At 69.8% G+C, this 24,210-nt stretch carries 19 protein-coding genes; 8 read left to right on the top strand and 11 right to left on the bottom strand.

The genetic code is table 11. The annotated features are described in order from the left end of the window. Positions 1–100 precede the first annotated feature (100 nt). Both FMM06_RS07235 and FMM06_RS07230 read left to right on the top strand, forming a co-directional pair. Entirely contained in the window at positions 101–2,044 is a 1,944-nt protein-coding gene (locus FMM06_RS07235; RefSeq protein ID WP_144236607.1) for an autotransporter assembly complex protein TamA, read from the top strand. After that, on the top strand, positions 2,044–6,171 hold the full coding sequence (locus FMM06_RS07230; protein WP_144236606.1) for a translocation/assembly module TamB domain-containing protein: 4,128 nt from the start codon (positions 2,044–2,046) through the stop codon (positions 6,169–6,171). The genes FMM06_RS07235 and FMM06_RS07230 overlap by 1 nt, the downstream gene beginning before the upstream one ends. 6 nt (positions 6,172–6,177) lie before the next feature. Here FMM06_RS07230 and FMM06_RS07225 read toward each other — a convergent pair whose 3' ends face one another. The 3 genes from FMM06_RS07225 to FMM06_RS07215 form a co-directional block, all read right to left on the bottom strand. Beyond that, positions 6,178–7,257 carry a sensor histidine kinase gene (locus FMM06_RS07225; protein WP_144236605.1) on the bottom strand — a complete coding sequence of 360 codons (1,080 nt, stop codon included), beginning with the start codon at positions 7,255–7,257 and terminating at the stop codon, positions 6,178–6,180. 42 nt (positions 7,258–7,299) lie between these two features. After that, entirely contained in the window at positions 7,300–8,334 is a 1,035-nt protein-coding gene (locus tag FMM06_RS07220) for a Leu/Phe/Val dehydrogenase (protein ID WP_144236604.1), read from the bottom strand. 73 nt (positions 8,335–8,407) lie between these two features. Then, on the bottom strand, positions 8,408–9,112 hold the full coding sequence (locus FMM06_RS07215) for a helix-turn-helix transcriptional regulator (protein WP_144236603.1): 705 nt from the start codon (positions 9,110–9,112) through the stop codon (positions 8,408–8,410). 178 nt (positions 9,113–9,290) lie between these two features. Here FMM06_RS07215 and FMM06_RS07210 point away from each other — a divergent pair, with 178 nt between their 5' ends. From FMM06_RS07210 to cysK, 3 genes are all read left to right on the top strand, one after another. Next, positions 9,291–9,926 (top strand): PEPxxWA-CTERM sorting domain-containing protein, encoded by a 636-nt coding sequence (locus FMM06_RS07210; RefSeq protein WP_144236602.1) that lies wholly within the window; start codon positions 9,291–9,293, stop codon positions 9,924–9,926. A gap of 79 nt (positions 9,927–10,005) precedes the next feature. After that, positions 10,006–11,241 carry an MFS transporter gene (locus tag FMM06_RS07205; protein ID WP_185965080.1) on the top strand — a complete coding sequence of 412 codons (1,236 nt, stop codon included), beginning with the start codon at positions 10,006–10,008 and terminating at the stop codon, positions 11,239–11,241. Between the two features lie 27 nt (positions 11,242–11,268). Continuing rightward, positions 11,269–12,189, top strand: a complete 921-nt coding sequence (gene cysK, locus FMM06_RS07200) for a cysteine synthase A (protein ID WP_144236600.1) — start codon at positions 11,269–11,271, stop codon at positions 12,187–12,189. Between the two features lie 112 nt (positions 12,190–12,301). On the opposite strand, the gene FMM06_RS07195 is transcribed toward cysK, so the two are convergent. From FMM06_RS07195 to FMM06_RS07180, 4 genes are all read right to left on the bottom strand, one after another. Continuing rightward, positions 12,302–14,539 (bottom strand): transferrin receptor-like dimerization domain-containing protein, encoded by a 2,238-nt coding sequence (locus FMM06_RS07195; protein WP_144236599.1) that lies wholly within the window; start codon positions 14,537–14,539, stop codon positions 12,302–12,304. 156 nt (positions 14,540–14,695) lie between these two features. Next, positions 14,696–15,541, bottom strand: a complete 846-nt coding sequence (locus FMM06_RS07190) for a PEPxxWA-CTERM sorting domain-containing protein (protein WP_144236598.1) — start codon at positions 15,539–15,541, stop codon at positions 14,696–14,698. A 151-nt stretch (positions 15,542–15,692) separates the two neighbouring features. Further along, positions 15,693–16,757 (bottom strand): acyltransferase family protein, encoded by a 1,065-nt coding sequence (locus tag FMM06_RS07185; RefSeq protein WP_144236597.1) that lies wholly within the window; start codon positions 16,755–16,757, stop codon positions 15,693–15,695. Beyond that, positions 16,757–18,202 (bottom strand): undecaprenyl-phosphate glucose phosphotransferase, encoded by a 1,446-nt coding sequence (locus tag FMM06_RS07180; RefSeq protein WP_185965079.1) that lies wholly within the window; start codon positions 18,200–18,202, stop codon positions 16,757–16,759. Before FMM06_RS07180 ends, FMM06_RS07185 begins: the two co-directional genes overlap by 1 nt. Before the next feature lie 177 nt (positions 18,203–18,379). On the opposite strand from FMM06_RS07180, the gene FMM06_RS07175 reads away from it, so the two are divergent. After that, positions 18,380–18,646 carry an XrtV sorting system accessory protein gene (locus FMM06_RS07175; RefSeq protein ID WP_144236595.1) on the top strand — a complete coding sequence of 89 codons (267 nt, stop codon included), beginning with the start codon at positions 18,380–18,382 and terminating at the stop codon, positions 18,644–18,646. On the opposite strand, the gene FMM06_RS07170 is transcribed toward FMM06_RS07175, so the two are convergent. Genes FMM06_RS07170 through FMM06_RS07160 form a run of 3 tightly spaced genes read right to left on the bottom strand, consistent with a single transcriptional unit; the run spans position 18,643 to position 20,946 of the window. After that, positions 18,643–19,962 carry a sensor histidine kinase gene (locus tag FMM06_RS07170; RefSeq protein ID WP_144236594.1) on the bottom strand — a complete coding sequence of 440 codons (1,320 nt, stop codon included), beginning with the start codon at positions 19,960–19,962 and terminating at the stop codon, positions 18,643–18,645. The two genes, FMM06_RS07175 and FMM06_RS07170, sit on opposite strands and share 4 nt — an antisense overlap. Before the next feature lie 37 nt (positions 19,963–19,999). Continuing rightward, entirely contained in the window at positions 20,000–20,659 is a 660-nt protein-coding gene (locus tag FMM06_RS07165) for a response regulator transcription factor (protein ID WP_144236593.1), read from the bottom strand. Continuing rightward, the gene (locus FMM06_RS07160) at positions 20,659–20,946 is read right to left on the bottom strand and encodes a PepSY domain-containing protein (RefSeq protein WP_144236592.1); all 288 of its coding nucleotides are present in this window, start codon (positions 20,944–20,946) and stop codon (positions 20,659–20,661) included. Before FMM06_RS07160 ends, FMM06_RS07165 begins: the two co-directional genes overlap by 1 nt. A gap of 73 nt (positions 20,947–21,019) precedes the next feature. Here FMM06_RS07160 and FMM06_RS07155 point away from each other — a divergent pair, with 73 nt between their 5' ends. Next, positions 21,020–21,859 (top strand): CDP-alcohol phosphatidyltransferase family protein, encoded by an 840-nt coding sequence (locus tag FMM06_RS07155; protein WP_185965078.1) that lies wholly within the window; start codon positions 21,020–21,022, stop codon positions 21,857–21,859. Positions 21,860–21,870: 11 nt separating this feature from the next. Then, the gene (locus FMM06_RS07150) at positions 21,871–23,952 is read left to right on the top strand and encodes a coiled-coil domain-containing protein (protein ID WP_144236590.1); all 2,082 of its coding nucleotides are present in this window, start codon (positions 21,871–21,873) and stop codon (positions 23,950–23,952) included. Here the strand turns inward: FMM06_RS07150 and FMM06_RS07145 are convergent. Further along, entirely contained in the window at positions 23,949–24,209 is a 261-nt protein-coding gene (locus FMM06_RS07145) for a DUF1467 family protein (protein ID WP_144236589.1), read from the bottom strand. The genes FMM06_RS07150 and FMM06_RS07145 overlap by 4 nt on opposite strands. Between the last annotated feature and the right edge of the window lies 1 nt (position 24,210).

The raw sequence follows: 24,210 nt of genomic DNA, 5'->3' as shown, positions 1-24,210 counted from the left end.
ATCGACGGACCAGGGCCCCGGGGTCAACCGCCCGTCGCCAGAGCCGAGCGACATGCGCGCACCTAGTCGCCCCGCCGGGGGTCGGCTAGAGCGGCGGGTAATGGTGAAACCGTCTTTTGCGTGGGTGCTGGCGACTGGCTGCGCGGCCGTCGCGCATGCCCAGCCTGCGCCGCCTGTCGCTCAGCCCCCCGCGGAAGCTGCGCCGGCACGCGACGAACTGCTCGACGCGCTCGCACCTCTGCCCGACGGCGGCGTGGCGTGGCCCGAGGCGGTCGCCGTGACGCCGGGCGAGGCGGCGACCACCGAGGCCGGCGAGGTGCGCTACGAGGTGACCGTCGAAGGCCTCGAGGATCTGTCGCGCTTCAAGGAGTTGTCGGTGCTGTGGCAGGGGCGCGGGGCGCCCGCGAACCTCGCGCAGATCAACCGCCGCGTCTTCGAGGACCGCGACCTGATCGATCAGCTGCTGCGCAGCCGCGGGCGCTACGGCGGCACCGTCGAGGCGACGATCACCCCGCCGGCGCAGGCGGGCGCCGCGACGCAGGTGGTGCTGACCGTCGAGCCGGGTCCGGTCTACACGTTCGCGGCAGTCGACCTGACCGTGCCGGCGGGCGCCGATGCAACGATGGTAACGCGCACGCTGGGCATCGCGGTCGGCGATCCCGTGGATGCCGCGGTGGTCGGGGCGGCGGAGGACGGGCTGAAGCTGCGCTTGGCAGACGCCGGCTATCCCTTCCCCACCGTCGGCGCGCAGGACGTCGCGGTAGACCATGAGACGCGGACCGCGACGCTGACCCAGGCGATCGACCCGGGCCGCCGCGCGGTGTTCGGGCGCGTGCGCTTTGCCGAGGCGACGCGGCGTGCGCCATTCGACGACGAGCATCTGGCGATGCTGGCACGCCTCGATCCGGGCGAGGCCTACAACGCCGCCGACCTGGAGGATCTGCGTCGCGCGCTGATCCAGACGGGGCTCGTCGGGTCGGCATCGATCAAGCCCGAGCCGGCGATGGTTCGCGCCGACGGCACGCAGGTCGTCGACCTGGTGATCACCACCGAGCCCGCGCCGCAGCGCACGATCGCCGCGCAGTTCGGCTATTCGACCGGCCAGGGCCTGCGCCTCGAGGGCAGCTGGCAGCACCGTAACCTGCTGCCGCCCGAAGGCGCGGTGACGGTGCGCGGGGTCGCCGCCGAGCGCGAGCAGCTGCTGGGCGTCGAGCTGCGCCGCCGCAATTGGCGCAAGCGCGACCAGTCGCTGCTGTTGCGCTCCGAACTCAGCAACGCCGAGCAGGACGCGTTCTTCGCGCGCACGTTGACTCTGGGTGCGGCGATCGAGCGCGAGACAAACATCATCTGGCAGAAGAAGTGGGCCTATTCCTTCGGTGCCGAGATCGTCGCCTCGTCGGAGCGCGACCGCAGCCGGATCGGCAATGCCTTCAACACCTTCCTGATCGTCGCCGCACCACTCAACCTGACCTATGACGGGTCGGACAATCTGCTCGACCCGACGCGCGGTTTCCGCCTGACCGGACGCGTCAGCCCCGAAGTGTCGTACCAGGACACTGCCTTCACCTACGTCAAGCTGCAGCTCGACGGCACCGCTTACCAGCCTTTTGGCGAGCGCGTGGTGATCGCGGCGCGCGCGCACGCCGGGACGATCGCCGGTGCGAGCCGCGGCCGCATTGCGCCGACGCGGCGCTTCTATGCCGGCGGCGGCGGGTCGGTGCGGGGCTTTTCATACCAGCAGGTCGGGCCGATGGACGCCGACGGGCGGCCGCTCGGGGGAAACTCGCTGACCGAATTCGCGCTCGAGGCGCGCGTGCGCTTTCGCGCCTTCGGCAACGACCTCGGCATCGTGCCCTTCGTCGATGCGGGCCAGGTGTCGACCGGCACGGTGCCGAAGTTCGACGCGCTCAAGGTCGGCGCGGGGCTCGGCCTACGGTATTACACGAGCTTCGGCCCGGTGCGCATCGACCTCGCGACCCCGCTCAACGGCGGGTCGAACGATCCCAAGCTCGCCTTCTACGTATCGATCGGCCAGGCGTTCTGATGCGGGCGGCGCGCGCCTTCTGGTTCCTCGTCGCCTTCGTGGTGCTGCTGGCGCTCGCGGGCATCGGGATGATCGCCTTCCTCGACACCGACCGCGGCCGTGCCTTCGTGGTGCGCCAGCTACCATTGTATGCCCCGCAGTCGGGGCTGACCGTGCGCGCCGGGCGCATCGACGGGTCGATCTTCGGCAGCGCGACGATCCACGACCTCGAACTCGGCGACCAGCGCGGCGTGTTCGCGCGCGCGGCGCGGGTGGAGCTCGACTGGCGGCCGTTCGATCTGGCGCGCAACCTGCTGACCGTCCACGCGCTGACCGTGCCCGAGCTGCGCGTCCTGCGCCGCCCCGCGTTGCGTCCCAGCGCCGACAAGCGCGTCCTGCCCGACATCGACATCCGCATCGACCGGCTGCGCCTCGACCGCATCGTGCTCGAGGCGCCGGTGATCGGGCGCCCGGTGCTCGCCAGCCTGCGCGGCGACGCCGATATCCGTGACGGCCGCGCGCGCCTCAACCTCGACGCCGCCAGTTCCGACGCAGGCGACACACTGCGCGTGCGCCTCGACGCCGAGCCCGACCGCGACCGCTTCGACCTCGGGCTGCGCCTGGATGCGGCGGCGCGCGGCATCGTTACCGGCCTGCTGGGCCTTGCGCAGCCGCTTGAAATTGACGTTGCGGGCGCCGGCAAGTGGAGCGCGTGGAAGGGCAACGCGACTGCGGCACTGGGCGGGCAGCGGCTCGCCGCGCTGACGCTGGGTGCGGCGGGCGGGCGCTTCACCGCAGTCGGGGCGGTTACACCTGCGAAGCTGCTCACCGGCATGGCCGCGCGGCTGGCGGCACCCGCACTGCGCATCGACGCGAGCGCCAGCGTCGCCGACCGCCAGGCCCGGACGATTGTGCATGCAAGTTCGGCTGCGCTGACCGTCGATGCCGGGGGCACGGTCGACTTCGCCACCGAGAGCCTGGCGGGCGTGACGATCGATGCGCGTGTGCTGCGCCCGGCGGCGATCCACCCGCGTGTCACGGCGCGCGACCTGCGCCTGCGCGCGCGGCTGGCGGGCACGTTCCGCGCGCCGCTGATCGACTACGTCGCGACCGCCCCGCAGTTCGCCTGGGGGCGCACGGGCTTCACCAACGTCCGTGCCGTCGGCATCGTCGCGGGCGGCGCGCGGCCGCTGGTCATTCCCGTCACCGCCAGCGCGTCGCGCGTAACCGGCGTCGGCCCGACCGGCGAGCCGCTGCTGACCGGGCTGCGCGTCACGGGGCCGCTGACGCTGCGCGGGCAGGCGCTCGTCTTCGATGCTGTGAACGTCCGCACCGACCGGCTGACGGCGCGAGCGGCGGGGCGGATCGATCTGCCGACGGGGGCCTTCCGCGTTGCGATCAAGGGCGACCTGCCGCGCTATCTGATTCCCGGCCTCGGCCTCGCGAACATCGCCGGCGATGTTGTGGCGACGCCCGACCCGGCGGGGGTGCGCGTCCTGGGCACCGCGACGGCGCGGGTCACGCGGCTCGACAATCCCTTCTTTGCGTCGCTGCTGGAGGGGCTGCCCTCAGTCGTCGCGCAGATCGCGGTCGCACCCGATACGTCGGTTGCCTTCACCAACGCGCGCCTGTCCTCGCCCGGGGTCACGGTGACCGCGAGCGGCACGCGCGCTGCGAACGGCGTCGTCGCCCTTGCCGGAGCGGGCGTGTCGCGCCGCTACGGCCCGTTGGGCATCCGCCTCCTCGGGCAGATCGAAGCCCCCGTCGTCGACCTCACCCTCGCCCGCCCGGGGTTCGGCATCGGGCTGCGCACCGTCGTGGCCAAGGTCGAGCCGGTGACCGGCAACTGGCGCTTCACGGCAAACGGCGCGACCGACTATGGCCGCATCGACGCGCGCGGGCTTATCCGGCCGGGCACGGCGACGGCGATCGATGTCGGGGCAGTGACGCTCGCCGGGATCACCGGGCGCGGAACGCTGATCCAGACCACGACCGGGCCGTTCGCCGGCCGACTCGACCTATCGGGCGCAGGCATCGATGGCAGTGCGCTGCTCGCCGCTGCGGGCGCGGTACAGCGCGCCGACGTGGCACTGACCGCGGCCAATGCGAAGCTGCCGCTCGCGCCCCTCGTCGCAGTCGGCAGCGGCAATCTGCGCGCCACGGTACTGCTCGACGACGCCGGGCCGGTGGTGACGGGGCGGTTCACGGCCGCCCAGGTGCGGCGCGCCGACATCGTGCTGACCAATGCCAACGGTACCATCGACTATCGCGCCGGGCGCGGTTCGGCGCAGGTCGAGCTGGCGGGCATCGGCGAGGCGCCCTTCACGTTGAAGGGCCGTGCGACCTTCGCCGGAGACCGGATCGAGCTGGCGGGCAGCGGCGTGTTCGACCGCCGCCAGATCGGGCTCGCGGCGCCGGCGATCCTGACGCGCGACGGCACCGACTGGGTGCTCGCCCCGACGCTGGTGACGACGCCCGACGGTCGCGCCGAGCTGTCGGGCCGCTGGGGGGAGCGCAAGGCGGTGCGCGCCCGCCTCGACAATCTGGGCCTCGCGCTGTTCGCCGCCGCCGACCCTCGGCTGGATTTCGGCGGGCGCGTGTCGGGAACGATCGACATGTCACTGCCGCGCGGCGGGTTGCCGACCGGCAATGCCTCGTTGCGCGTCACCGGGCTCAGCCGCGCCGGGCTGGGTGCGGCGTCCCTGCCGATCGATCTGGCGCTCAACGCCGCGGTGACCCCGGCGGGCGGCAGCGCGCGCGCGGTCATCGTGCGCGGCGGCGCCGTCGAGGGGCGGCTGCAGGCGCAGCTGCGGAACATTCCCGGCGGTGACGCCGACGCCCCGCTCGAACGCCTGCTCGCCGCGTCGCTGTTCGCGCAGGCGCGCTACAACGGCCCCGCGCAGGCGCTATGGCCGCTCAGCGGGATCGAGGCGCTCGACGTGCGCGGCCCCGTGCGCATCGCCGCCGACATCGGCGGGCGGCTGGGGCAGCCGACGCTGACCGGCACGATCACCAGCGACGGCGCGCGGGTCGAGAACGTCACTCTGGGCACTGTCGTCGAGAAGGTCAGCCTCGACAGCCGCTTCACCGCCTCGCGCCTCGACCTGACGGCGTTCAGCGGCACCATCGGCAAGGGCAGCGTGACCGGCAGCGGCAGCATCGGCCTGTCGGCGATCGAGGGCTTCCCGATCGACATCCGCCTCGCGCTCAAGAATGCGCAGGCGCTGAAGCGGGACGATCTGACCGCCACCGTCACCGGCGACCTGCGCGTCGTCAGCAGCCGCGCCGGCGCGCGCATCGCGGGCAATCTGACTGCCGACGCCGCGCGCTTCCGCATCGGCCGCCCCGCCAGCGCCGAAGTGCCGGTACTGACGGTGCGCGAGATCAACGCCGAGGCCGTGCGCCGCCGCGTCGTCCCCGCCGAGCGTCCGACCAGCTGGGGCCTCGACATCAACGTCAAGGGCCCGCGCATCCAGGTCGAGGGCATGGGGTTGCAGTCGGACTGGCGCGGCGACCTGGCTCTTTCGGGCACCGCGACCGCCCCAGCCCTGGCTGGCCGCGTTCGCTTGATCCGCGGCGACTACGACTTCGCCGGCAAGCGCTTCCAGCTGACCCGCGGCGACCTGCGCTTCCAGGGCACCTACCCGCCCGATCCGATCATCGACATCGCCGCGGAGAACACCTCGGCCCAATTCACCGCGACACTGACCATCACCGGTACCGGGCTGCGGCCGGAGATCGCGTTCGGGTCGGTCCCTGCCCTGCCGCAGGACGAGGTGCTGAGCCGCGTGCTGTTCGGCTCGACGATCGCCAACCTGTCGGCGCCCGAGGCGCTGCAGCTGGCGGGCGCCCTCGCCTCGCTGCGCGGCGGGCGCGGCGAAGGGCTCAACCCGATCAACCTGGTGCGAAAAGGTCTGGGCATCGACCGGCTGCGCATCCTGCCCGCCGACACGGTGTCGGGGCGGCGCACCTCGGTGGCGGCGGGCCAGTATATCGGGCGGCGCGTCTATCTCGAGCTGGCGTCCGACGCGCAGGGCTATACCGCGACCAATATCGAAGTCGCGCTGACGCGGTCGCTGTCGATCCTGTCGCAGGTCGCGACGCAGGGCGGGACCAGCGTCAACCTGCGGCTGAAGAAGGACTATTAGCGCCGCCTAGTGGATCGGAAAGGTCACGACGCTGCGGTAGCCGCCGCTCGTCGGTCCGCTTTCCAGCACGCCCGCGACCTGGCGCACCGCGGCGGTCATGATGCGCAGGCCGAGCCCGTTGCCGGGCAGCGTGGCCTCGTCGGGCCCCTTGCCGTGGTCCTCGCACATCAGGCGGTACATCCCACCCTCGCGCTGGCCGGTCAGGACGATCGTGCCTGCCCCGCCGATGCCGTAGGAATGCTTGAGCGCGTTGGTGACGAGCTCATTGACCACCGATCCCAGCGCCGCAACCATCGTCGGACCGAGGTCGAGCGGATCGAAGCGGCTGGTGATCCGGATCGCCGCCGGCAGCATACGCGCCAGCGCGTCGGTCAGCCGCTCGAAATACTCGGCGAGGTCGATGCGCTGGTCGCCGTCGGCATGGCTGAGCAGATCGTGCAGCAGCGCCACCGTACCGACCTGCTGCTCGACTGCACGCAGCGCAGCATCGGCGTCGCCCGCAAGCTGGCGGCGCTGCAGCTGCGCGAACGCCGCGACCATCTGCAGCGAATTCTTGACGCGGTGGTCGATCTCCTTGCGCAGCATCGTCTCGCGCATCAGCGCGGCGTGCAGGTCGAGCCGCGCCATGACCTGCGCAGCGAGCACGCGCAGTGCCTGGCGCTGCAGATCGTCGAGCTGGCGCGGCACGTTGTCGAGCACGCAGAGCGTGCCGATCGGCTGGCCGTCGCCTGTCCGCAACACCGCGCCGGCATAGAAGCGCAGGCCCGGATCGGCGAGGCACAGCGGATTGTCGCGCATCCGCTGGTCGGCCAGCGTGTCGGGGATCTCGACGAAATCGCCCTCCAGGATGACATGCGCGCAGATCGACGTGTCGAGCGGCGTCTCGCGCACGCCGAGCCCGACCTCCGCCTTGAACCACTGCCGGTCGGCGTCGATCAGGTTGATCACCGAGATCGGCGCGCCGCAGACGCGCGCCGCCAGCGCAACCACGTCGTCGAAGTCGCTCTCGCGCGGCGTATCGAGGATGTCGTAGCGCCGAAGCGCGACAAGCCGCGCCGCTTCGTCGGGGTGCGGGGCTGCCTTCATTGCGTGATAACCATGGCCGAAAATGCGGAGCTCCGCAACGCGTCAGCCGCGCCCGATCAGCTTGCGCGCCATGGCATCGGCGACCGCGTCCGTTGCCCGCCCACTGGCGTCGGCCTCGGCGAAGATGTCCGCCAGGCGCCCCTCGATGCGCGCAATCTGCGCCGCAACGCCGGCGGCGTCGCCCGAACCCAGGTATTCGGTCGCGACATTGATGATTCCGCCAGCATTGATGACATAGTCGGGCGCATAGAGGATGCCGCGCGCCGCGACCCGCGCGCCGTCGGCAGGCGTCGCGAGCTGGTTGTTCGCCGCGCCTGCGACAACGGCGACATCCAGCCGCGCGATGCTGAACTCGGTCAGAATCGCACCCAGCGCATTGGGGCTGAACACGTCCGCCGCCACCGTCATGATCGCCGCATTGTCGACGAGCGTCGCGCCGACCTCGTCCGCGACGCGCGCCGCACGCGCCTCGTCGATGTCGGCGACCGACAGCTTCGCGCCCGCCGCCGCCAGCTTGCGGACTAGCGCGTGCCCGACGCTGCCCAGCCCCTGCACCGCGACATGGGTGCCGGCGAGATCGCGGCCCAGCTTGTGGCGCACCGCCGCGCGCATGCCGACGAACACACCCTCGGCAGTAGACGGCCCCGGGTTGCCGCCCGCGGCACCCCCCGCCACCGGCAGGCCCGACACGTGGCGCGTGCGCCGCGCGATGACCGTCATGTCGGCGTCGGACATGCCGACATCCTCGGCGGTGACATAGCGCCCGCCGAGCCCATCGATCGCGCTGCCGAACGCCTCCAGCATTTCTTCGGTCTTGGGAGCGCCCTTCAGGATTACTGCCTTGCCGCCGCCCATCGGCAGGCCGGCCATCGCATTTTTGTAGCTCATGCCGCGCGACAGGCGCAGCGCGTCGGTCAGCGCCGCCGCATCGTCGGCATAGGTCCACCAGCGGCACCCGCCCGCCGCCGGCCCGAGGTGCGTCGAATGGACCGCGATGATCGCCTGCAGTCCGCTCGCGGCATCGCTCGCGAAGTGAACCGCCTCATGGGCGTCATAGTCGGCGGCATCGAAAAGCATCGCGTGGTCTCGCAATAAACGAACAGCCACGCGCAATAATCGAACCGCACCGAATGCGGAAGCCGGAAAGCGGCTAAAGCAGCCGTTCGGTGATCAGTCGGGCGACGGCGTGGCTGCGGTTGACCGCGCCCAGCTTGCGCCGCGCATTGTCGACGTGGAAGCGCGCGGTCGATTCCGACAGGCCAAGGATCGTCGCGATCTCCCAGTCGGTCTTGCCCTCCGCGACGAACGCCAGCGCATCGCGCTCGCGCGGGGTCAGGCGCGGACCCTCGGGCGCATCGGGGAGGCCGAAGCCGATCAGGCGCTCGGTCAGCAGCAGCCCCGCCATCTGGATCGCGCGCGCCTCGTCGGGACCCAGGCCGCCGTCGCCGAAGCCCAGATGCAGTGAGGCGATCGCCCCGGCCGCGCCGTAGGATGTCGCGCACAGGGCATCGTGGATCCGTGCTTCGGCCAGCGCCTCCCAATAGCGGCCGAACCGCCGGTTGCGCGGTGCGAAGTCGCTGAAGCGGTAGCAGGTCTGCCCCAGCCGGATGGCGTCGAGCAGCGGGTTGTTCTCGAAGCAGACATAGTCGAACGCCACGCTGTCGACCCAGCCGTCGGGCGCGTAGCGCAGGATGAAGCCGCCCGCCGACCAGTGGCTGTCGGACGTCAGCCGCGCGCGCGGGCGGCGATAGGCGCGCGTCTGGATATAGGTCGCGCCGAACGGCTGCAGGCTGCGGAAGAAGGCCTCGCTGGCAGCCACTGGTGTCGGCGCGGCGAGCGCGTCCTGTCCGAGCATAAGCACATGCGACAGCATCGGCGCGCACCCCGACCTAGACTGGCATGATCTTCGCTGGAACGTAACGATTTGGCAAGCTTTTCGCCGACCCTCCCGGTTTCGCCAGTTATGCACCCCGCGCCGGCCCGCTACCCCTGCCCTTCGCGATGCACAGGTCGCGGCAACAGGGGGTAACAAGATGCTTCGCCATGCTTTCGCGGCGCTTGCGCTGGTCGCTACGCCGGCCACTGCAGCGACCTACACGCTCGACCTGACCGGCATGATCGCCAACATGACCTCGGGCAGCTTCACCTTCAACAACATCGACTTCCAGGCGGGCGGGCTGACGCTCAGCGACATCACCCCGTTCACCGTCGAAGCCGGGGACACCATCCAGTTCACCGTCGCGCTCGACGGGAGCTTCGTCGTGCCGAAGTCGTTTGCCACCCCCGGCTATGCTCAGTTCGTCGGCATCAATTTCGATGCGATGATACCGCCGATCGAGCCCGTCGCGACGAGCGGCGTGCTGAACCTCACAGGGCTTGTTGGCGATCTGCCCAATCCACAACCGGCTGGCTGCGGCAATTGCGTCGGGCTGATCGGCGGGCGTGCCTTCGGCGAGGCGTTCAGCTTTACCGGCCTGTTCGGCAGCGCCGTGATCGATGCACTGGCAGCACCCTATGAGATCACCTCGGTCTCGATCAGCTACCAGATCAACCCGACGCCCTTCGCCGCGGTGCCCGAGCCCGCGACCTGGGCGCTGATGATCGGCGGCTTCTTCCTGTCCGGCGGCCTGGTTCGCGCACGACGGCCCCGCGCGCGCGTCACCGCCTGACGCCCCCGGGGGGCTGGACCGGACGCTGGCCCGCGTCCGGTCCTTGCCCTCGTGCGTCTCGCCCCTTAGCAGCAGGGCCGTGTCGCCCTTCGCCATACCCAATTACCGCGCCTTCTGGGCGGCCAAGTTCGCGTCGACCGTCGCGGGGCTGATGCTCGTCATCGTCATCGGCTGGCAGGTCTATGCGCTGGCCCGCGAGACCATGTCGACGCGCGATGCCGCTTTCCTGCTTGGCATGATCGGGCTGGCGCAGTTCCTGCCGCTGTTCGTGCTGACCCTGCCCGTTGGCTACATCGCCGACCGCGTCGATCGCCGCTACCTCGCGCGCGGCGCGGTGGCGCTCGAACTGGTGTGCGCGAGTGTGCTGGGGGTGCTGGCGCTCAACGATGCGGTCACCCTGCCCGCGCTGTTTGTCGTCGCCGTGCTGCTCGGCGTCGGGCGCGCCTTTGCCGGGCCGTCGCTGTCGGCGCTCGCCCCCAACCTCGTGCCGCGCGACATGCTGCCGACCGCGATCGCCTGGAATTCGATCGGCTGGCAGGCGGGCGCGGTGATCGGTCCGCCGCTCGGCGCCTTCCTGTTCGCCGCCGCACCCGCCGCGCCGTACCTGACCGCCGCCGTGCTGTTCGCGGTCGCGCTGACCGGCCTGTTCCTCATCACCCCGGTACCGCGCCCGGTGCCGTCCGACCTATCGCCGCTGCAGTCGACGATCGAGGGGCTGTCGTACGTCCGCCGCAACCGCATCGTCCTCGGCGCGATCACGCTCGACCTGTTCGCCGTGCTGCTCGGCGGCGCGACGGCGATGCTGCCGGTGTTCGCACGCGATGTCCTCCACGTCGGCGTCGAGGGGTTGGGCCCGCTGCGCGCCGCACCGGCCGCGGGGGCGGCGCTGACCGCGCTATGGCTGACCCGTCGGCCGCTGCAGCGTCACGTCGGCAACACGATGTTCGCCTGCGTCGGGCTGTTCGGACTTGCAACCATCGTCTTCGGCTTTTCGCGCAATCTCATGCTTTCGCTGGGGTGCCTCGCCGTGCTGGGCGCCGCCGACATGATCTCGGTCTATGTTCGCTCGTCGCTGATCCAGCTGCACACCCCCGACAGCATGCGCGGCCGCGTCTCGGCGGTGTCGATGCTGTTCATCTCGGCCTCCAACGAGCTCGGCGAATTCGAGAGCGGACTGACCGCGGCGTGGTTCGGGCCGGTGAACGCGGTGATCTACGGCGGCATCGCGGCAGTGCTCGTGACGATCACCTGGGCGCTGCTGTTTCCCGAACTGCGCAAGGCCGACCGCTTCGTTGCGCCCGAGAATCGCGTATAAGGCCCCCGATCCAAGGAGCGCACGCCCATGAAAGCCGCCAATATCCTCGCGACCATCGGCAACACGCCGCACATCCGCATGGCGCGGCTGTTTCCGGACAACGAGGTGTGGATCAAGTCCGAGCGCGCGAACCCCGCAGGATCGATCAAGGACCGCATCGCCCTCGCGATGATCGAGGCGGCCGAGGCGAACGGCACGCTGCTACCCGGCGGCACGATCGTCGAGCCGACCAGTGGGAACACCGGCATCGGGCTGGCGATGGTCGCCGCGGTCAAGGGCTACAAGCTCGTCCTCGTGATGCCCGAGTCAATGTCGCTCGAGCGCCGCCGCCTGATGCTGGCGTACGGCGCGAGCTTCGACCTGACGCCGCGCGAGAAGGGCATGAAGGGCGCCATCGAGCGCGCGGCCGAGATCGTCGCCGCGACGCCGGGCGCCTGGACGCCGCAGCAGTTCGAGAACCCGGCCAACATCGACGTGCACGTCCGTACGACCGCGATGGAGATCCTCGCCGACTTCGCCGATGCGCCGCCGCACGCGCTGATCACCGGCGTCGGGACCGGCGGGCACATCACCGGCGTCGCGCAGGCGCTGAAGCCCCATTGGCCCGACATGAAGGTGTTCGCGGTCGAGCCGACGCTGTCGCCCGTCATCTCGGGCGGCCAGCCGGGACCGCATGCCATCCAGGGGATCGGCGCGGGCTTCGTGCCGGCCAACCTCCACACCCAGCTGCTCGACGGCGTCATTCAGGTGTCGCCCGACGACGCCAAGGCGATGGCGCTGCGTGCCGCCGCCGAGGAGGGCATGCTGGTCGGCATTTCGAGCGGCGCGACGTTGCAAGCAATCAAGCAGAAGCTGCCCGAACTGCCCGAGGGCGCGCGTGTGCTGGGCTTCAACTACGACACCGGCGAGCGCTATCTGTCGGTGCCCGACTTCCTGCCGACGGCGTGAGCCGACGAATATGAACAAGTAAGCGAATTTGACACCGGGGAGGCACTTTCAAGAAGTGCCTCCCGCGTCCCTAGACTACCATAATCTGTTTAAAACCAACGACTTATAGCGACTATCTGCCGATTATAGCGGTTGCGGCGTCGAGGCGGGCCGCATAGGCGTCCAGCGCCTTCGCCGTCCGTTCCGCGTAGAGATCGGCGTCGGCGAAACGGCGTTCCTCGATCGCCTCGCGCACCCCGGGCAGCGTCTTCGCGCCATAGCCGGTGAAGCGGCCCGGGGCATAGACGAGGTTCTTGTACCACGGCCGGCCGGGCAGGCCGCGGTTGTCGAGAAGCAGCTGGTCGATGTCGCGCAGTGCCGTATTGAGCTGCACCCGCGTCGCCGGCGCCAGCGTCCTGCCATGCGCCGCATAGGCCGCGTCATAGGCCTTCGCACTGGCGCCGAGGCGCGCGACGGCGTTCTCGAGGACCGCGAGCTCGACATAGGGGGTTGCCGGTTCCTCGGCGGGCGGCGCGACCGGGGCAAGCGGGTCCGTCGCCAGCTTGAACGCTCCGTCGTCGGCCAGCGTGCGGCGCTTGGCGTCCTTGGCGCGGCGGTCGTCGCCGAGCTGGCGGACTTCGCTCAGGTAGCGTGCGACGGTGTCGGCGAAGTCGCCGAAGCGAACCGGCGGCGTGTCGGCGTCGGCGATGCGCAGGACCAGCCGCCCGACGGTCTTGGACAGCGCCGCGCCGTAAGCGAGGCGGGGATCGTCGAACTTCGTGAAATGGTCGTAGCTGTCGTAGATCGAGTGGTAGACGCCGCCGCTCTCGTCCTCGCCGCCATAGGCGATGTTGAGCGACGCGATGCCGAGATGCTGCAGGAACGGCGAATAGTCGGAGCCTGAGCCGAGCGGACCCATCAGCAGGTCGCCGCCCTTCTCCGCCGCCGCCAGCTGCGCGGGCTCGGTGCGCCCGATGCCGTCATAGGCTTCGGCGAGGAGGCCCGACTGCAGGCGCTTCAAGACGGGCACGCCGGTCTGCGGATCGCGCACGTCGCGTCCCACCTCGCTGACCAGATGCTGCCAGCTGTGGCTGCCTTCCGCGCTTAAAAAGCCGCGGCCGTTGCCATCGGTGTTGATGTAGATGACCGCCTTCGCCCTGAGCTCGGCGGTGTGATGCTCGACCCATTCGGTTGAGCCGAGCAGCATCGGCTCCTCGGCGTCCCAGCTGGCGTAGACGATCGTCCGCGCCGGCCGCCATCCGGTTTTCGCCAGCGCACCCAGCGCCTTGGCTTCGGACAGCATCGCGACATTGCCCGACAGCGGGTCCATCGCGCCGAAGACCCAGGCATCGTGGTGGTTGCCGCGGACCACCCACTGGTCGGGATATTTGGCGCCCTTCAGGCGGGCGATGACGTTGTACGCAGGCTTCAACGACCAGTCCGACTTCACCATCAGCCGCACGCTCGTCTTGCCGTCGCCGCCCAGATGATAGGTCAGCGGCAGTGCGCCGATCCAGGTCGCGGGCGCCTTGGGCCCGCCGAGGCTGCTCAGGATCTGCGTCGCATCGGCATAGGACATCGGCAGCACGGGGATCTTGAGGATCGTCGGTGCATCGGCGCGCGCCAGGCGCTTCGCTCCGGGGACCGCGCCATAGCCCGGCGTCAGCGGATCACCGGGATAGGTCGGCATGTCGGCGACCGAGCCGCGCTGTACGGCGTTCGCCGGCCGCGCGCCGCCGCGCGGATAGGTGTCGCCCTGCTTGTAGCCGTCGTCGGCCGGGTCCGAGTAGATGATGCACCCGACCGCACCATGTTCCTGCGCCAGCTTGGGCTTCAAGCCGCGCCAGCCGCCGCCGTACCGCGCTAGTGCGATCTTGCCCTTCACGTCGACCCCGCGCCGCGCCAGCGCGAGATAGTCGGCCGGCAGGCCGTAATTGACGTAGACGACGTCCGCCGTGACGTCGCCGTCGCCCTGGAATGCGACATAGGGCGGCAGCATGCCCGCGGCGCTCGACGTCGCATCGCCTTCGATCGGTGGCTCCTGTCCGCCCAGCGTCGCGCGGCGCGGCGTGACCAGCTCGACGGCGGTGGCGATGGGGGTCGGGTACAGCACGTCGAACTGCTCGATCGCCGCGTCCCAGCCCCACGCCTTGAACTGCGCGAGGATGAATTCGGCATTGGCCTTGTTGTGCGGGCTGCCGACATGATTGGGCGCCGACGACATCGACTTGAGCCAGGCCTGCTGATCGGCGGCGCTGACCGAAGCGTCGAGTGCGGCTTCGCGGGCGGCCTGGGTCGCCGGCGGTGCAGCGATCGCAGCGGTGGCGAGTGCGACGCTGCTGACGAGCGCCAGCGCGAAATGCGGTTTCATATATTTCCCCCTTGTTACGGGGAAGCGTCGTCCAACGGCGGTGCAAAGGCAATCGTGCCAGCCTGCGTCGGGCATAAAAAAACGCGCCCTAAGGCGCGTTGTCGAGATGTGACGAAAAGCATGAAACGGGCGGGCCCGAAGGCCCGCCCGGATCGATTAGGCGGCGACGGTCGCGTTGCGAGCGCGGCGGCGCGTCTGCAGGCCGACCATGCCGAAGCCGACGATCATCAGGCCCCAAACGGCCGGCTCGGGGATCGCGGTGACGATCGGCGCCGGATCCGACGAGAACGAACCGGTGCTGAGCGCGCGGAACGAGCGCAGCGCGCGGGTCGGCGTGGTGTTGGTCGGAACCGCCTGCAGGACACCCGTGATCGAGGTCAGCGACAGCGAGAAGTCGAGCGACGACGTGGGGTCGAAGGTCAGGAAGTCCGAGGTGTAGACGATCGTGTCGGCGGGATCTTCCGACGTCGCCGAGAACGAACCCGACGTGCCGTTGCGCTGACCGACGATCGCGCCCTGGCTGAACGTCGCGCTGAGCAGGTTCGAGCCGGTTGCATAGAAGGTGTTACCGACCGTGATCGGCGCCGTCGTCAGGAACGAGAAGCTGCCCGCAATGCCCGGCTGGATCAGGAAGCCGCCAGCGAGGAGCGCCGGCGTCGCGGCGACCGAGGCGTTGAGAGTGAACGACGCGTTGACGTTCGTGACGAACGCCGCGAGGCTCGGCTGCAGGAACGAGAAGCTGACGAGGCGCGAACCGGCGACGGTCGAGCTGTTCGTGGCGGTCGTGTAGATCGAGCCGCCGGTGCCGGTCGAATTGTCCGCGGCATTGTTCTTCCAGTAGATGTTCGCGGTCTGGCCGGGCAGCGCCTGGTACTGGGCGAAGGTCGTGATGACCGCCTGGGCCGGCGTGGCGGCAACGAACATCGTGCCGGCGGCGAGCGCTGCGGCGGTGAGCGTCTTCTTGATCATGTTGATCTCCATCTCGAAAAAGTTGGCGGTCACCCGCCGGTCGTTTTTCGGTTCACCCCCCGCGGGAAAACCTCTTGATCCTCAATAAGCAAACATCGTGCCAGTTCGATATAGGCGTGCAAGTCACTGAAATCTGGTGCCCTACCAAAAGGTAAACATAGGTTAGTGTAAACCCTGCCGACACTCACGCCCTGCGGCGCTGAAAGCGATCCTTCAAACGCAGCGCGGGGCTCTCGACGAGATGCCATGACGCGGCCGCGAATGGCAGCACCAAGGCGAAGGAAATCAACAAGTTGGTAACCGGTGTCGTGCCCCAGCCCAGCGCCATGACGGTCTGCTGAACGGGGAAGGCATAGATGTAGATGCCGTAACTATAGTCGGGGATCGCGGCGCTCGCGCGCTTCAGTCCGACCGGCACGGCGAATGCCGCGACGAGCGCCAGATAGCCGAAACCCAGCTGCAGTGCCGCGAGCCCGACGGTGCGAACAGGCAGCAGATGCGCCACCGCCAGCGCGACCCCCACGCCGGCAAGCGCCAGGGGCCACGACAGGCGAAGCGAGCCCCGCCACTGATAGGCCAGCACGCCGAGGAAGAACGCGAAGCCGAGCTGGCGCGGCCGCTCGAGCGCCGGGATCATGTCGAGCGGCAACGCAAGATGCGCGAGCGCGTAGAGCCCGAAGGCGATCGCCAGTACGCGCCGCGACGCCAGCATCCCGAGCCAGCCGACGATCGCCAGCACGATGTAGCAGCGGACTTCCTGCGGGATCGTCCACAGCGAGCCGTTGACGCCGGGCACCGGCAGCTCGCGGAAGATGCCCGGCAGGAAATAGGCGTTGCCGAGCAGCGATGCGTTCACGCCCAGGAATTTGAGCGTTTCGGGATGCGTGATGTACGCCCCGAACGGCCGGTCGCCGAAGATGACCCACAGGCCGAGCGCGACGACGATCAGCATGACCCACAGGCCGGGCACCAGCCGCAACAGGCGCGCGACCGCGTAATCGCGCACCCCCCGCTTCGCCAGGCTGCCGGTCACCAGAAAGCCCGACAGCGAGAAAAACAGGAAGACCGCGAGGGTGGAAATCGGCAGCGTCAGCACCGGGACCGTCGGATCGAGGTTGATCATCGGCTGCGTCAGATCCCAGCCGTGCGAGATCATCACCGAGCTCGCGAGCAGCCAGCGCAGCGCGGTGAAGATATTGCCGTCGTGGCGCAGATCCTCCGGCGCGATGCGCCGGCCCAGCAGGCTCATCAAAAGGCGTTCTTCGGCGTCACCAGCGCAACTCCCGTACGCAACATGATGTACAGGTCGAACCAGATCGACCAGTTCTCGATATAGTAGAGGTCGTGCTCGAAGCGCTTGATGAGCTTGTCCTCGGTATCGGTCTCGCCGCGCCAGCCGCAGACCTGCGCCCAGCCGGTGATGCCGGGCTTTACCTTGTGCCGCGCGGCGTAGCTCAGCACGACGTCGGAGAACAGCTTGCCTCCGGCGCGGGTCGACGCGGCATGCGGGCGCGGGCCGACCAGGCTCATGTTGCCCTGCATGACGTTGAACAGCTGCGGCAGCTCGTCGAGGCTCAGCTTGCGCAGGACCGCGCCGACGCGCGTCACGCGGGGGTCGCCGCGCGTCGCCTGGCGGATGTTGTCCACCTCAGACCGATTGTGGAACATCGAGCGGAATTTATAGACGAAGAAGGGCCGGTTGTTGAACCCTTCGCGCGGCTGGCGGAACAACACTGGGCCCGGCGAATCGAGCTTGATAGCGATCGCGATCAGCGCGAGCAGCGGCGCCACGAGGACCAGCGCGATGCCGCCGATCACCCGGTCCTCGATCGCCTTCGCCCAGGCGTCGACGCCCGAGATCGGCCGCTCGAACAGGGTCATCACCGGCATCTCGCCGAGCAGCACGACGGGGCGAGAGGCGAACACGAAGCTCGCGAGGTCGGGCGCGAGCCGGATGCGCACCGGCGTCAGCGCGAGTTCGGAGACGATCTGCTGCAACCGCACGTCGGCCGACCAGGGCAGCGCAACGATGACTTGGTCGATCCCGCCCTCGCGGATGCGGTCCACCAGCTTCGACAGGTTGCCGAGCACCGGCAGGCCGCCGACCCGCCGCGGCACGCGCCCGTCCTGGCGATCGTCGTAGAAGCCGGTCAGGGTTATCGTCAGCTTGTCGTGCGTCTGGATGTAATGCGCGAGCCGCGCGCCCTGTGGGCCGGCGCCGAAGATCGCGACGCGGCTGTCGAAGGTGCCGTTGCGCTTCAGGCGGCGAACCCAGATGGTCATCGCGCCGCGCGCCGGCAGCAGCATCGCGCCGCCGCTGAGGAACCAGCCCAGCGCCCAGCCGCGCGACACCGAATCCGACGCCTTCAGCAGGAAGCCCAAGGTGACCATGAACAAGGCGGTCGCGATCCAGCTCGTCGCGACCCGCTGCCAGGCGCGGCGCAGCGAGAATTGCGCGTCGATGTCGTAGCAGCCGATCGCCTCGGCGAGCACGGCGAAGGTCATCGCGGTGATCGCGACGACGCGGTGGTACATCGCCACCTCGCCCTTGCCGAAGGCCTCGACGAACCAGCTGCTGGCGAGCAATCCCGACGCGACGACGATCGCGAATTCGCTGGCGCGGATCGTCCAGACGACGACGTCGAGCGGCAGGCCAGCGCGCTGGCGGGTCGCCTCGCCATCGACAGGTGGCATGCTCATATCGTTCATCGTTGCATCACAGCCCCGTTGATCCGCGGGTCCCATCCCGCGGCCCCTGCTGCCAGCGCACCCCCCTGCTCCGGCTCCGCTACCATCGAAGGGTGGCAGTAGCCTCGCTTCGCCAACCTGCTATAGGGAGAACGCGGAGTGAGGCAACGGGGGAAACGCGCGGTGCAGACGGTTTACGACTGGGCGACGATGGTGGTGTTCGCCGGGCTCGTCGTTCTGTTCCTACAACGTTCGCAGGGCGAGGCTCGCGATCAGCTTTGGCAGTATCTCGTTGCCGCGGTCGGCTGCGCCGTGACGAATTACCTCGGAAACGAAGCGATCAAGCTTGCCGACACGACGTACCACATCGGTGCGGTGGCGCTCGGCATTGCGACGCTGGCGTTCATCTACGTGGTTCTCAAGCCGTTCGACGGGCTTAACAGCAACTAGACGACGGCCGACCCCGCGGCGGGCAGCCTGAGCGTCACCGCCAGCCCGCCGAGATCCTCGCTTTCGCCCAGCGCCACCGACCCGCCATAGATTTCCGCCACATCCCGCACGATCGCGAGGCCCAGGCCGGTGCCGGGCTGTGCGGTGTCGAGGCGTGCGCCGCGTTCGAACAGCCGCTCGCGGTCGGCCTCGGCGATGCCCTTGCCGTCGTCCTCGATCAGCAGCTCGACCATGTTGCCGACGCACGACGCGGTGACGAAGACCCGTCCGCCGCCGTACATCGCGGCATTGTCGAGGAGGTTGCCGAGCATCTCCTCGAGGTCCTGCTTCTCGCCGCGAAAGGCGAGGCTGCGGTCGCCATCGATATCTATGACGACGCCCGGGCGGATGCGGCCGATGGTGCGCGCCAGCGCCTCGAGCGACGGCCAGACATCGGCCCGCGACGCAGCCGCCGCCCGCCGGCCGGCGGCACGCGCGCGGGCGAGGTGATGGTCGACGTGGCGCCGCATGATCGCGGTCTGCTGGGTCACCGCGGCCGCAAGGTCGGGCCCGCCGCCGCGCGCCTCTCCGATCAGCACGCTCATCGGCGTCTTGAGGGCATGCGCCAAATTGCCGGCGTGGCGTCGCGCCGCCTCGGCCTGCGCCTCGTTGTGCGCCAGCAGGTCGTTGAGTTCGGCGACGAGCGGCGCGATCTCACGTGGGAAATCGTCGGCGACGCGCGTCGCGGCACCCGAGCGGATCGCCGCGATGGCGCGGCTTACCCCACGCAACGGCGACAGGCCATAGGTCGATTGCAGCGCCGCGAGGATCAGCAACCCGAGGCCGAGCACCGAAAGCGACCATAGCAAGGTGGTGCGCAGCGAGGTGACCTGCGCGTCGAGGTCCGCGGTCGATTGCGCGACCTGGAAATGGAACTGCGTCGTCGCGCCGGGCAGCGTGACGCGGCGTTCGACGATTCGCAGCTTCTCGTCCTTGAAGCTCTCGTCGTCGGTGCGACACGGCGTCGAGCAATCGCGCTTCATGTTGACCGGCAGCGAGCGATCCCACAGCGAGCGCGAGCGGAATGCTTCCTGCCCCGGCGCCGAGACCTGCCAGTACAGACCCGAATAGGGCTCGATGAAGCGCTGGTCGCCCAGACCGCGGGTGAAGCGCACCTCGCCCGCCGGGCCGATGTCGGCAGCGGCGATCATCGCCGTCACCGCGAAATCCAGCTGCCCGTCGAAATTGCGCGTGATCGCGCTGGTCAGCACCCGGTCGAGCGCGAAGCCGCCGATCAGCAGCAGCGGCACGATCCATGCCGCCGCAAGCAGGATCATGCGCTGGGTGAGCGACCGCGCCTTGCGGCGCGGCAAATCAGGCGTCTTCGAGGCTATAGCCCAGGCCCCGGGTCGTCGAGATCAGGCTGGGCCCGAGCTTCTTGCGGATGCGCGTGATGAACACCTCGATGGTGTTCGAGTCGCGGTCGAAGTCCTGATCGTAGATATGCTCGATCAGCTCGGTGCGGCTGACCACCTTGCCCTTGTGGTGCATCAGATAGCTGAGCAGCTTGAACTCCTGCGCGGTCAGCTTGACGGGCTCGCCGGCCAGCGTGACGCGGCCCGAGCGCGTGTCGAGGCGCACGTCGCCGGCATTGAGCTCAGACGAGGCATTGCCTGACGAGCGCCGGATCAGCGCGCGGAGACGGGCGATCAGCTCCTCGGTCTGGAAGGGCTTCGCCAGATAATCGTCGGCGCCGGCGTCGAGACCCGCGACCTTGTCCGACCAGCTGTCGCGCGCCGTCAGCACGAGGACGGGAGCGGTCCGCCCCTCCTTGCGCCAGCGGTCGAGGACGGTCAGCCCGTCGACCTCGGGCAGGCCGAGATCGAGCAGCACGGCGTCGTAATTCTCGGTCGAGCCGAGGTAGTGCGCCTCCTCGCCGTCCGACGCGGTATCGACCGCATAGCCCGCACCCTCGAGCGCCGTGCGCAGCTGGCGCAGCAGGTTGGGCTCGTCCTCGACAACCAGTACCCGCATTACATCCGTTCCCGTCCGTTGAGGATCCTGCCCGTGCGTGCATCGACGACGACGTCGATGATCTCGCTGCCGCGCTCGTAGCGCATCAGATAGCGGAAGTATTCGGCGTCATAATCCATGCCGATCATGCGCCCGCCGACGACCTTGTCGACGCGCGACTTGATCTCGGAAAACGACAGGATCCGCCCCTGCGCGACGTCGGCATAAGGCGTGCGACCGCGCGGCTGTGACGCCAGCGGCGCCGCTGCACTCAGCAGCGTCAGGGCGATCAGGCAAGGCACGCGCATGGACAACATGAGCTTTTGGCATAGGCATCGGGCACTGAACAGCTTGTGAATGCTGACCTCGCGCCTTACCCGCATGGCTGTGTCCGCCGCTCCGCACATCGACGATCCGACGAACGCGCACTTCGTCCACCCGGTTGCGCGCGCGCTGCTGCCGCTGGCGATCCGCGCGGGCATCCATCCAAACCTCGTGTCGATCACCGGTCTGGGCTTCGCCGGCCTGTCGGGGACCGCCTATTATTACTGGCACGACTGGCGCTTCGTCGTGCTCGGCTTCGTGATGATGGTCGCCTGGCATGTCTGCGACGGACTCGACGGCGCACTGGCGCGCGCGACCGGCAAAGCAACGGCGTTCGGGCGCGTCGTCGACGGAACATGTGATTACCTGGCGTTCTTCGCGGTGCTGATCCCGATCGCAGTCGGTTTTCCCGACTGGGGCGACAAGCTGACCCTGTGCCTGACCGCGGGCGCGGCGCACGCCGTCCAGGCAATGTGGTACGAGGGCGAGCGCGACGCCTGGTTGCGCCGTTCCGCAGGCGTGTTCACCGAGCGGCCGCGGCCGGCGACGGGCACCTGGTACGACGGCGGCTATAACTGGGTAGAGCGCAAGCTGGGCAGCCGCGTGCGCGCTATCGACGGCGCGCTGAGCGCGCATCCGGATCGCCTGCCCGCCTATCTGAACGCCACCGCGCCGCTGCTGCGCGCGCTGCTGCCGGTGTCCGCCAACGGCCGGACGCTCGCGATTCCCGTCTTCTGCCTGATCGGGCACGCCGAATATTTCTGGTATTGGGAGCTCGCGGCGCTGACCCTGTTCGCGATTGCCATGGCGGCCACGCTGCGCCGCGCCGAGGCACGGATTGTCGCGGACTCGACGGCGGTGCTAGACCAGTCGGGGGCGCCCGCGCGGCACCGTTGACCTGAGGCCGCATGTCCGATTCCACCGTAACTCCCGGTCGCCGCTGGCCGATCGTCCTGCTGACCATCGGCGCTTTGCTGTGGCTCGCAGCGATGGCGAGCGTCGTCGCGGGGGCGTTGCCGGGCATGCGTGCGCTCTCAACGCCGCAGCTGATGATCGCCGCGGGTGCTCTGGTGCTGCAGGTGCTGCCGCCGCTCGCCGTCACGATCCTCGCGCTCGGCTGGCTGGTCCGTACGCGACCCGCGTCGGCTCGCGCGCTGCAGGCGGTCGAGGCGCGCCACGACGCCGCGCGCGCCGCCTCCGACGCGTTGGCCCGCGACGCCGTGAAGCTCGACGACATGCTCGACCGCATCGCCGAGCGCTTCACCGTGTTGCGCGATGCCGCGGCGGCCGAGGCGACGAAACTGTCGGCCAGCCTCGCGACACTCGACGCCAGTGCGGTGCGGCTGACGGCTGCCGCGGACGCTGCCCGTGCCGGGGGCACCACCCTGACCGCCGTGCTGCCCGATGCCGCCGATCGCATCGACGGCCTGTCCGCAGCGCTCGCCACCACCGCCGCCGAGACGACGCGCCAGCTGGCCGAGGTCGAGACCCTGCTCGCCGCCGTCTGGACAACGAGCGACGACGCGACCCGCCGCCATGACGGTGCCGCCGAGGCCGCGACCGCGCGCCTCGCGGCGCTCAGCACCGCCGCCGACGGTGTCGCGGCGCGGGTCGGGACGCAGACCGAAGCGTTGCAGCGCGCCGTCGCCGCGGCGTTCGACGGCACCACCGCCGCGCTGACGACGACGCGCGAGGGGGTCGAGGCGCAGACCGCGGCGCTGCTCGCCAGCGTCGACCAGGCGCGGGTCGGCATCGATCATATCGGCGGCGAAGCCGGCCGCGTGATCGGCGAGCGCGTCAAGCAGCTGCTCGGCCTCGCGACCGCGCTCGGTGAGCGGCTGGCGGCGCAGGAGGGTCAGGCCAACCGCTTTGCCGACAGCGCGGCGCGCGAATTCGGTGTCCTCGACGCCAAGCTGGCGAATGCCGCCGCGAGTGCAGGCGCGACGCTCGACCGGCTTTCGGAGCGGCTGGCGGCGGTGCGCGAGGCCGTCCACGCGCTCGGCGATCCGCTCGGGGAGACGGGCACGGCGGTCGGCGAGATCGAGGCCGGGCTGGCGCGCCTCGAAGCCGCGAGCGGCGCGGTGCTGGCGTCGCTCGGCACCGACCTGCCCGCGACCGGCGACGGCGTCGGGGTGCTGGGCGAGAGGGTCGCCGCAGTCCGCGCCAACCTCGATGCGCTCGCCGCCCCCGTCGCCGCGAGCGACGCCGCAACCGCGCGCATCGTCGCTCAACTGGGAGACGCGCGACGCGATGCCGAAGGGGTCGAGACCGCGACGGGCACTGCCGCGCTGACCGCCTCGCAGCAGCTGATCGAAGTGCTGACGCGCGTTCGCGAGGTCGCGGCCGTCACTGCGGGGACGATGCGGGAAACTTTGGGCGGGGTCGTCGCCGAAGCCGAGGCGGCGCTGGCGGACGCCGGCACGACCCGCGCCCGCACCGCGTTCGCCGAGCCCGTGGCGGGCGAGATTGCCGCGCTGACCGCCGCGTCGGAGCGTGCCGCTGCCGCTGCACAGGGTGCCGCCGAGCGGGTTACCCAGCGGCTATTGGCGCTGACCCAGACCATCGCGACGGTCGAGGCGCGGATCGACGAGGTCGACACGCGCTACGACGTGACGCTGCGCGACGACCTCGCGAAGCGCTCGCAGGGACTGCTCGAATCGCTCCAGTCGGGGGCAATCGACCTGACCAGCCTGCTTAGCATCGATGTCGGCGACGAGGCATGGCGCGCCTATCTGAAGGGCGACCGCGGCATCTTCGCGAGGCGCGCGGTGCGCCTCCTCGACCGCGGCACGGCACGCAAGATCGAGCGCCATTTCGAGCACGATGCCGTGTTCCGCGAACAGGCGACGCGCTTCATCACCGAGTTCGAGACCCTGCTCGCCCGCGTCCGCGCCGACCGCGAAGGTGCGGCGCTGGCGGTGACTTTGGTGTCGAGCGATTTGGGGAAGCTGTACGTCGTGCTGGCGCAGGCGACCGAGCGGCTGCGCTAGCCCCAGCCCGGGATGTCGTCTAACGCCACCCAGCCCTGCACGTAGTTCGCGTAGAACAGCACGAATAGCACGCTCGCGATCACCGTCGTCCACGCGCACTTGCGCCACAGGTCGGGGCGGACGGGCGCGCTGTCCGCCTCACCGGGGCCGCGCGCCTCGCCCGCCTCGTCCGCGGTGCGAACCCCAAAGGGCAGCACCGCGAACAGGGTCAGGGCCCAGAACAATATGTAGATCGCGACCGCCGAGACGGGGTTCATG

Origin of the sequence: Glacieibacterium frigidum, assembly GCF_007097155.1 — a bacterium.
Classification (GTDB): Bacteria; Pseudomonadota; Alphaproteobacteria; order Sphingomonadales; family Sphingomonadaceae; genus Glacieibacterium; species Glacieibacterium frigidum.
This window is presented reverse-complemented; position numbering and strand designations above follow the sequence as displayed.

Coding starts and splice junctions, on each gene's coding strand:
- FMM06_RS07220 (WP_144236604.1), bottom strand. CDS start 8,334: ATGCTTTTCGATGCCGCCGACTATGACGCCCATGAGGCGGTTCACTTC.
- FMM06_RS07180 (WP_185965079.1), bottom strand. CDS start 18,202: ATGCCACCTGTCGATGGCGAGGCGACCCGCCAGCGCGCTGGCCTGCCG.
- FMM06_RS07160 (WP_144236592.1), bottom strand. CDS start 20,946: ATGCGCGTGCCTTGCCTGATCGCCCTGACGCTGCTGAGTGCAGCGGCG.
- FMM06_RS07170 (WP_144236594.1), bottom strand. CDS start 19,962: ATGATCCTGCTTGCGGCGGCATGGATCGTGCCGCTGCTGCTGATCGGC.
- FMM06_RS07225 (WP_144236605.1), bottom strand. CDS start 7,257: ATGAAGGCAGCCCCGCACCCCGACGAAGCGGCGCGGCTTGTCGCGCTT.
- FMM06_RS07195 (WP_144236599.1), bottom strand. CDS start 14,539: ATGAAACCGCATTTCGCGCTGGCGCTCGTCAGCAGCGTCGCACTCGCC.
- FMM06_RS07230 (WP_144236606.1), top strand. CDS start 2,044: ATGCGGGCGGCGCGCGCCTTCTGGTTCCTCGTCGCCTTCGTGGTGCTG.
- FMM06_RS07150 (WP_144236590.1), top strand. CDS start 21,871: ATGTCCGATTCCACCGTAACTCCCGGTCGCCGCTGGCCGATCGTCCTG.
- cysK (WP_144236600.1), top strand. CDS start 11,269: ATGAAAGCCGCCAATATCCTCGCGACCATCGGCAACACGCCGCACATC.
- FMM06_RS07210 (WP_144236602.1), top strand. CDS start 9,291: ATGCTTCGCCATGCTTTCGCGGCGCTTGCGCTGGTCGCTACGCCGGCC.
- FMM06_RS07145 (WP_144236589.1), bottom strand. CDS start 24,209: ATGAACCCCGTCTCGGCGGTCGCGATCTACATATTGTTCTGGGCCCTG.
- FMM06_RS07155 (WP_185965078.1), top strand. CDS start 21,020: ATGGCTGTGTCCGCCGCTCCGCACATCGACGATCCGACGAACGCGCAC.
- FMM06_RS07185 (WP_144236597.1), bottom strand. CDS start 16,757: ATGAGCCTGCTGGGCCGGCGCATCGCGCCGGAGGATCTGCGCCACGAC.
- FMM06_RS07235 (WP_144236607.1), top strand. CDS start 101: ATGGTGAAACCGTCTTTTGCGTGGGTGCTGGCGACTGGCTGCGCGGCC.
- FMM06_RS07215 (WP_144236603.1), bottom strand. CDS start 9,112: ATGCTCGGACAGGACGCGCTCGCCGCGCCGACACCAGTGGCTGCCAGC.
- FMM06_RS07165 (WP_144236593.1), bottom strand. CDS start 20,659: ATGCGGGTACTGGTTGTCGAGGACGAGCCCAACCTGCTGCGCCAGCTG.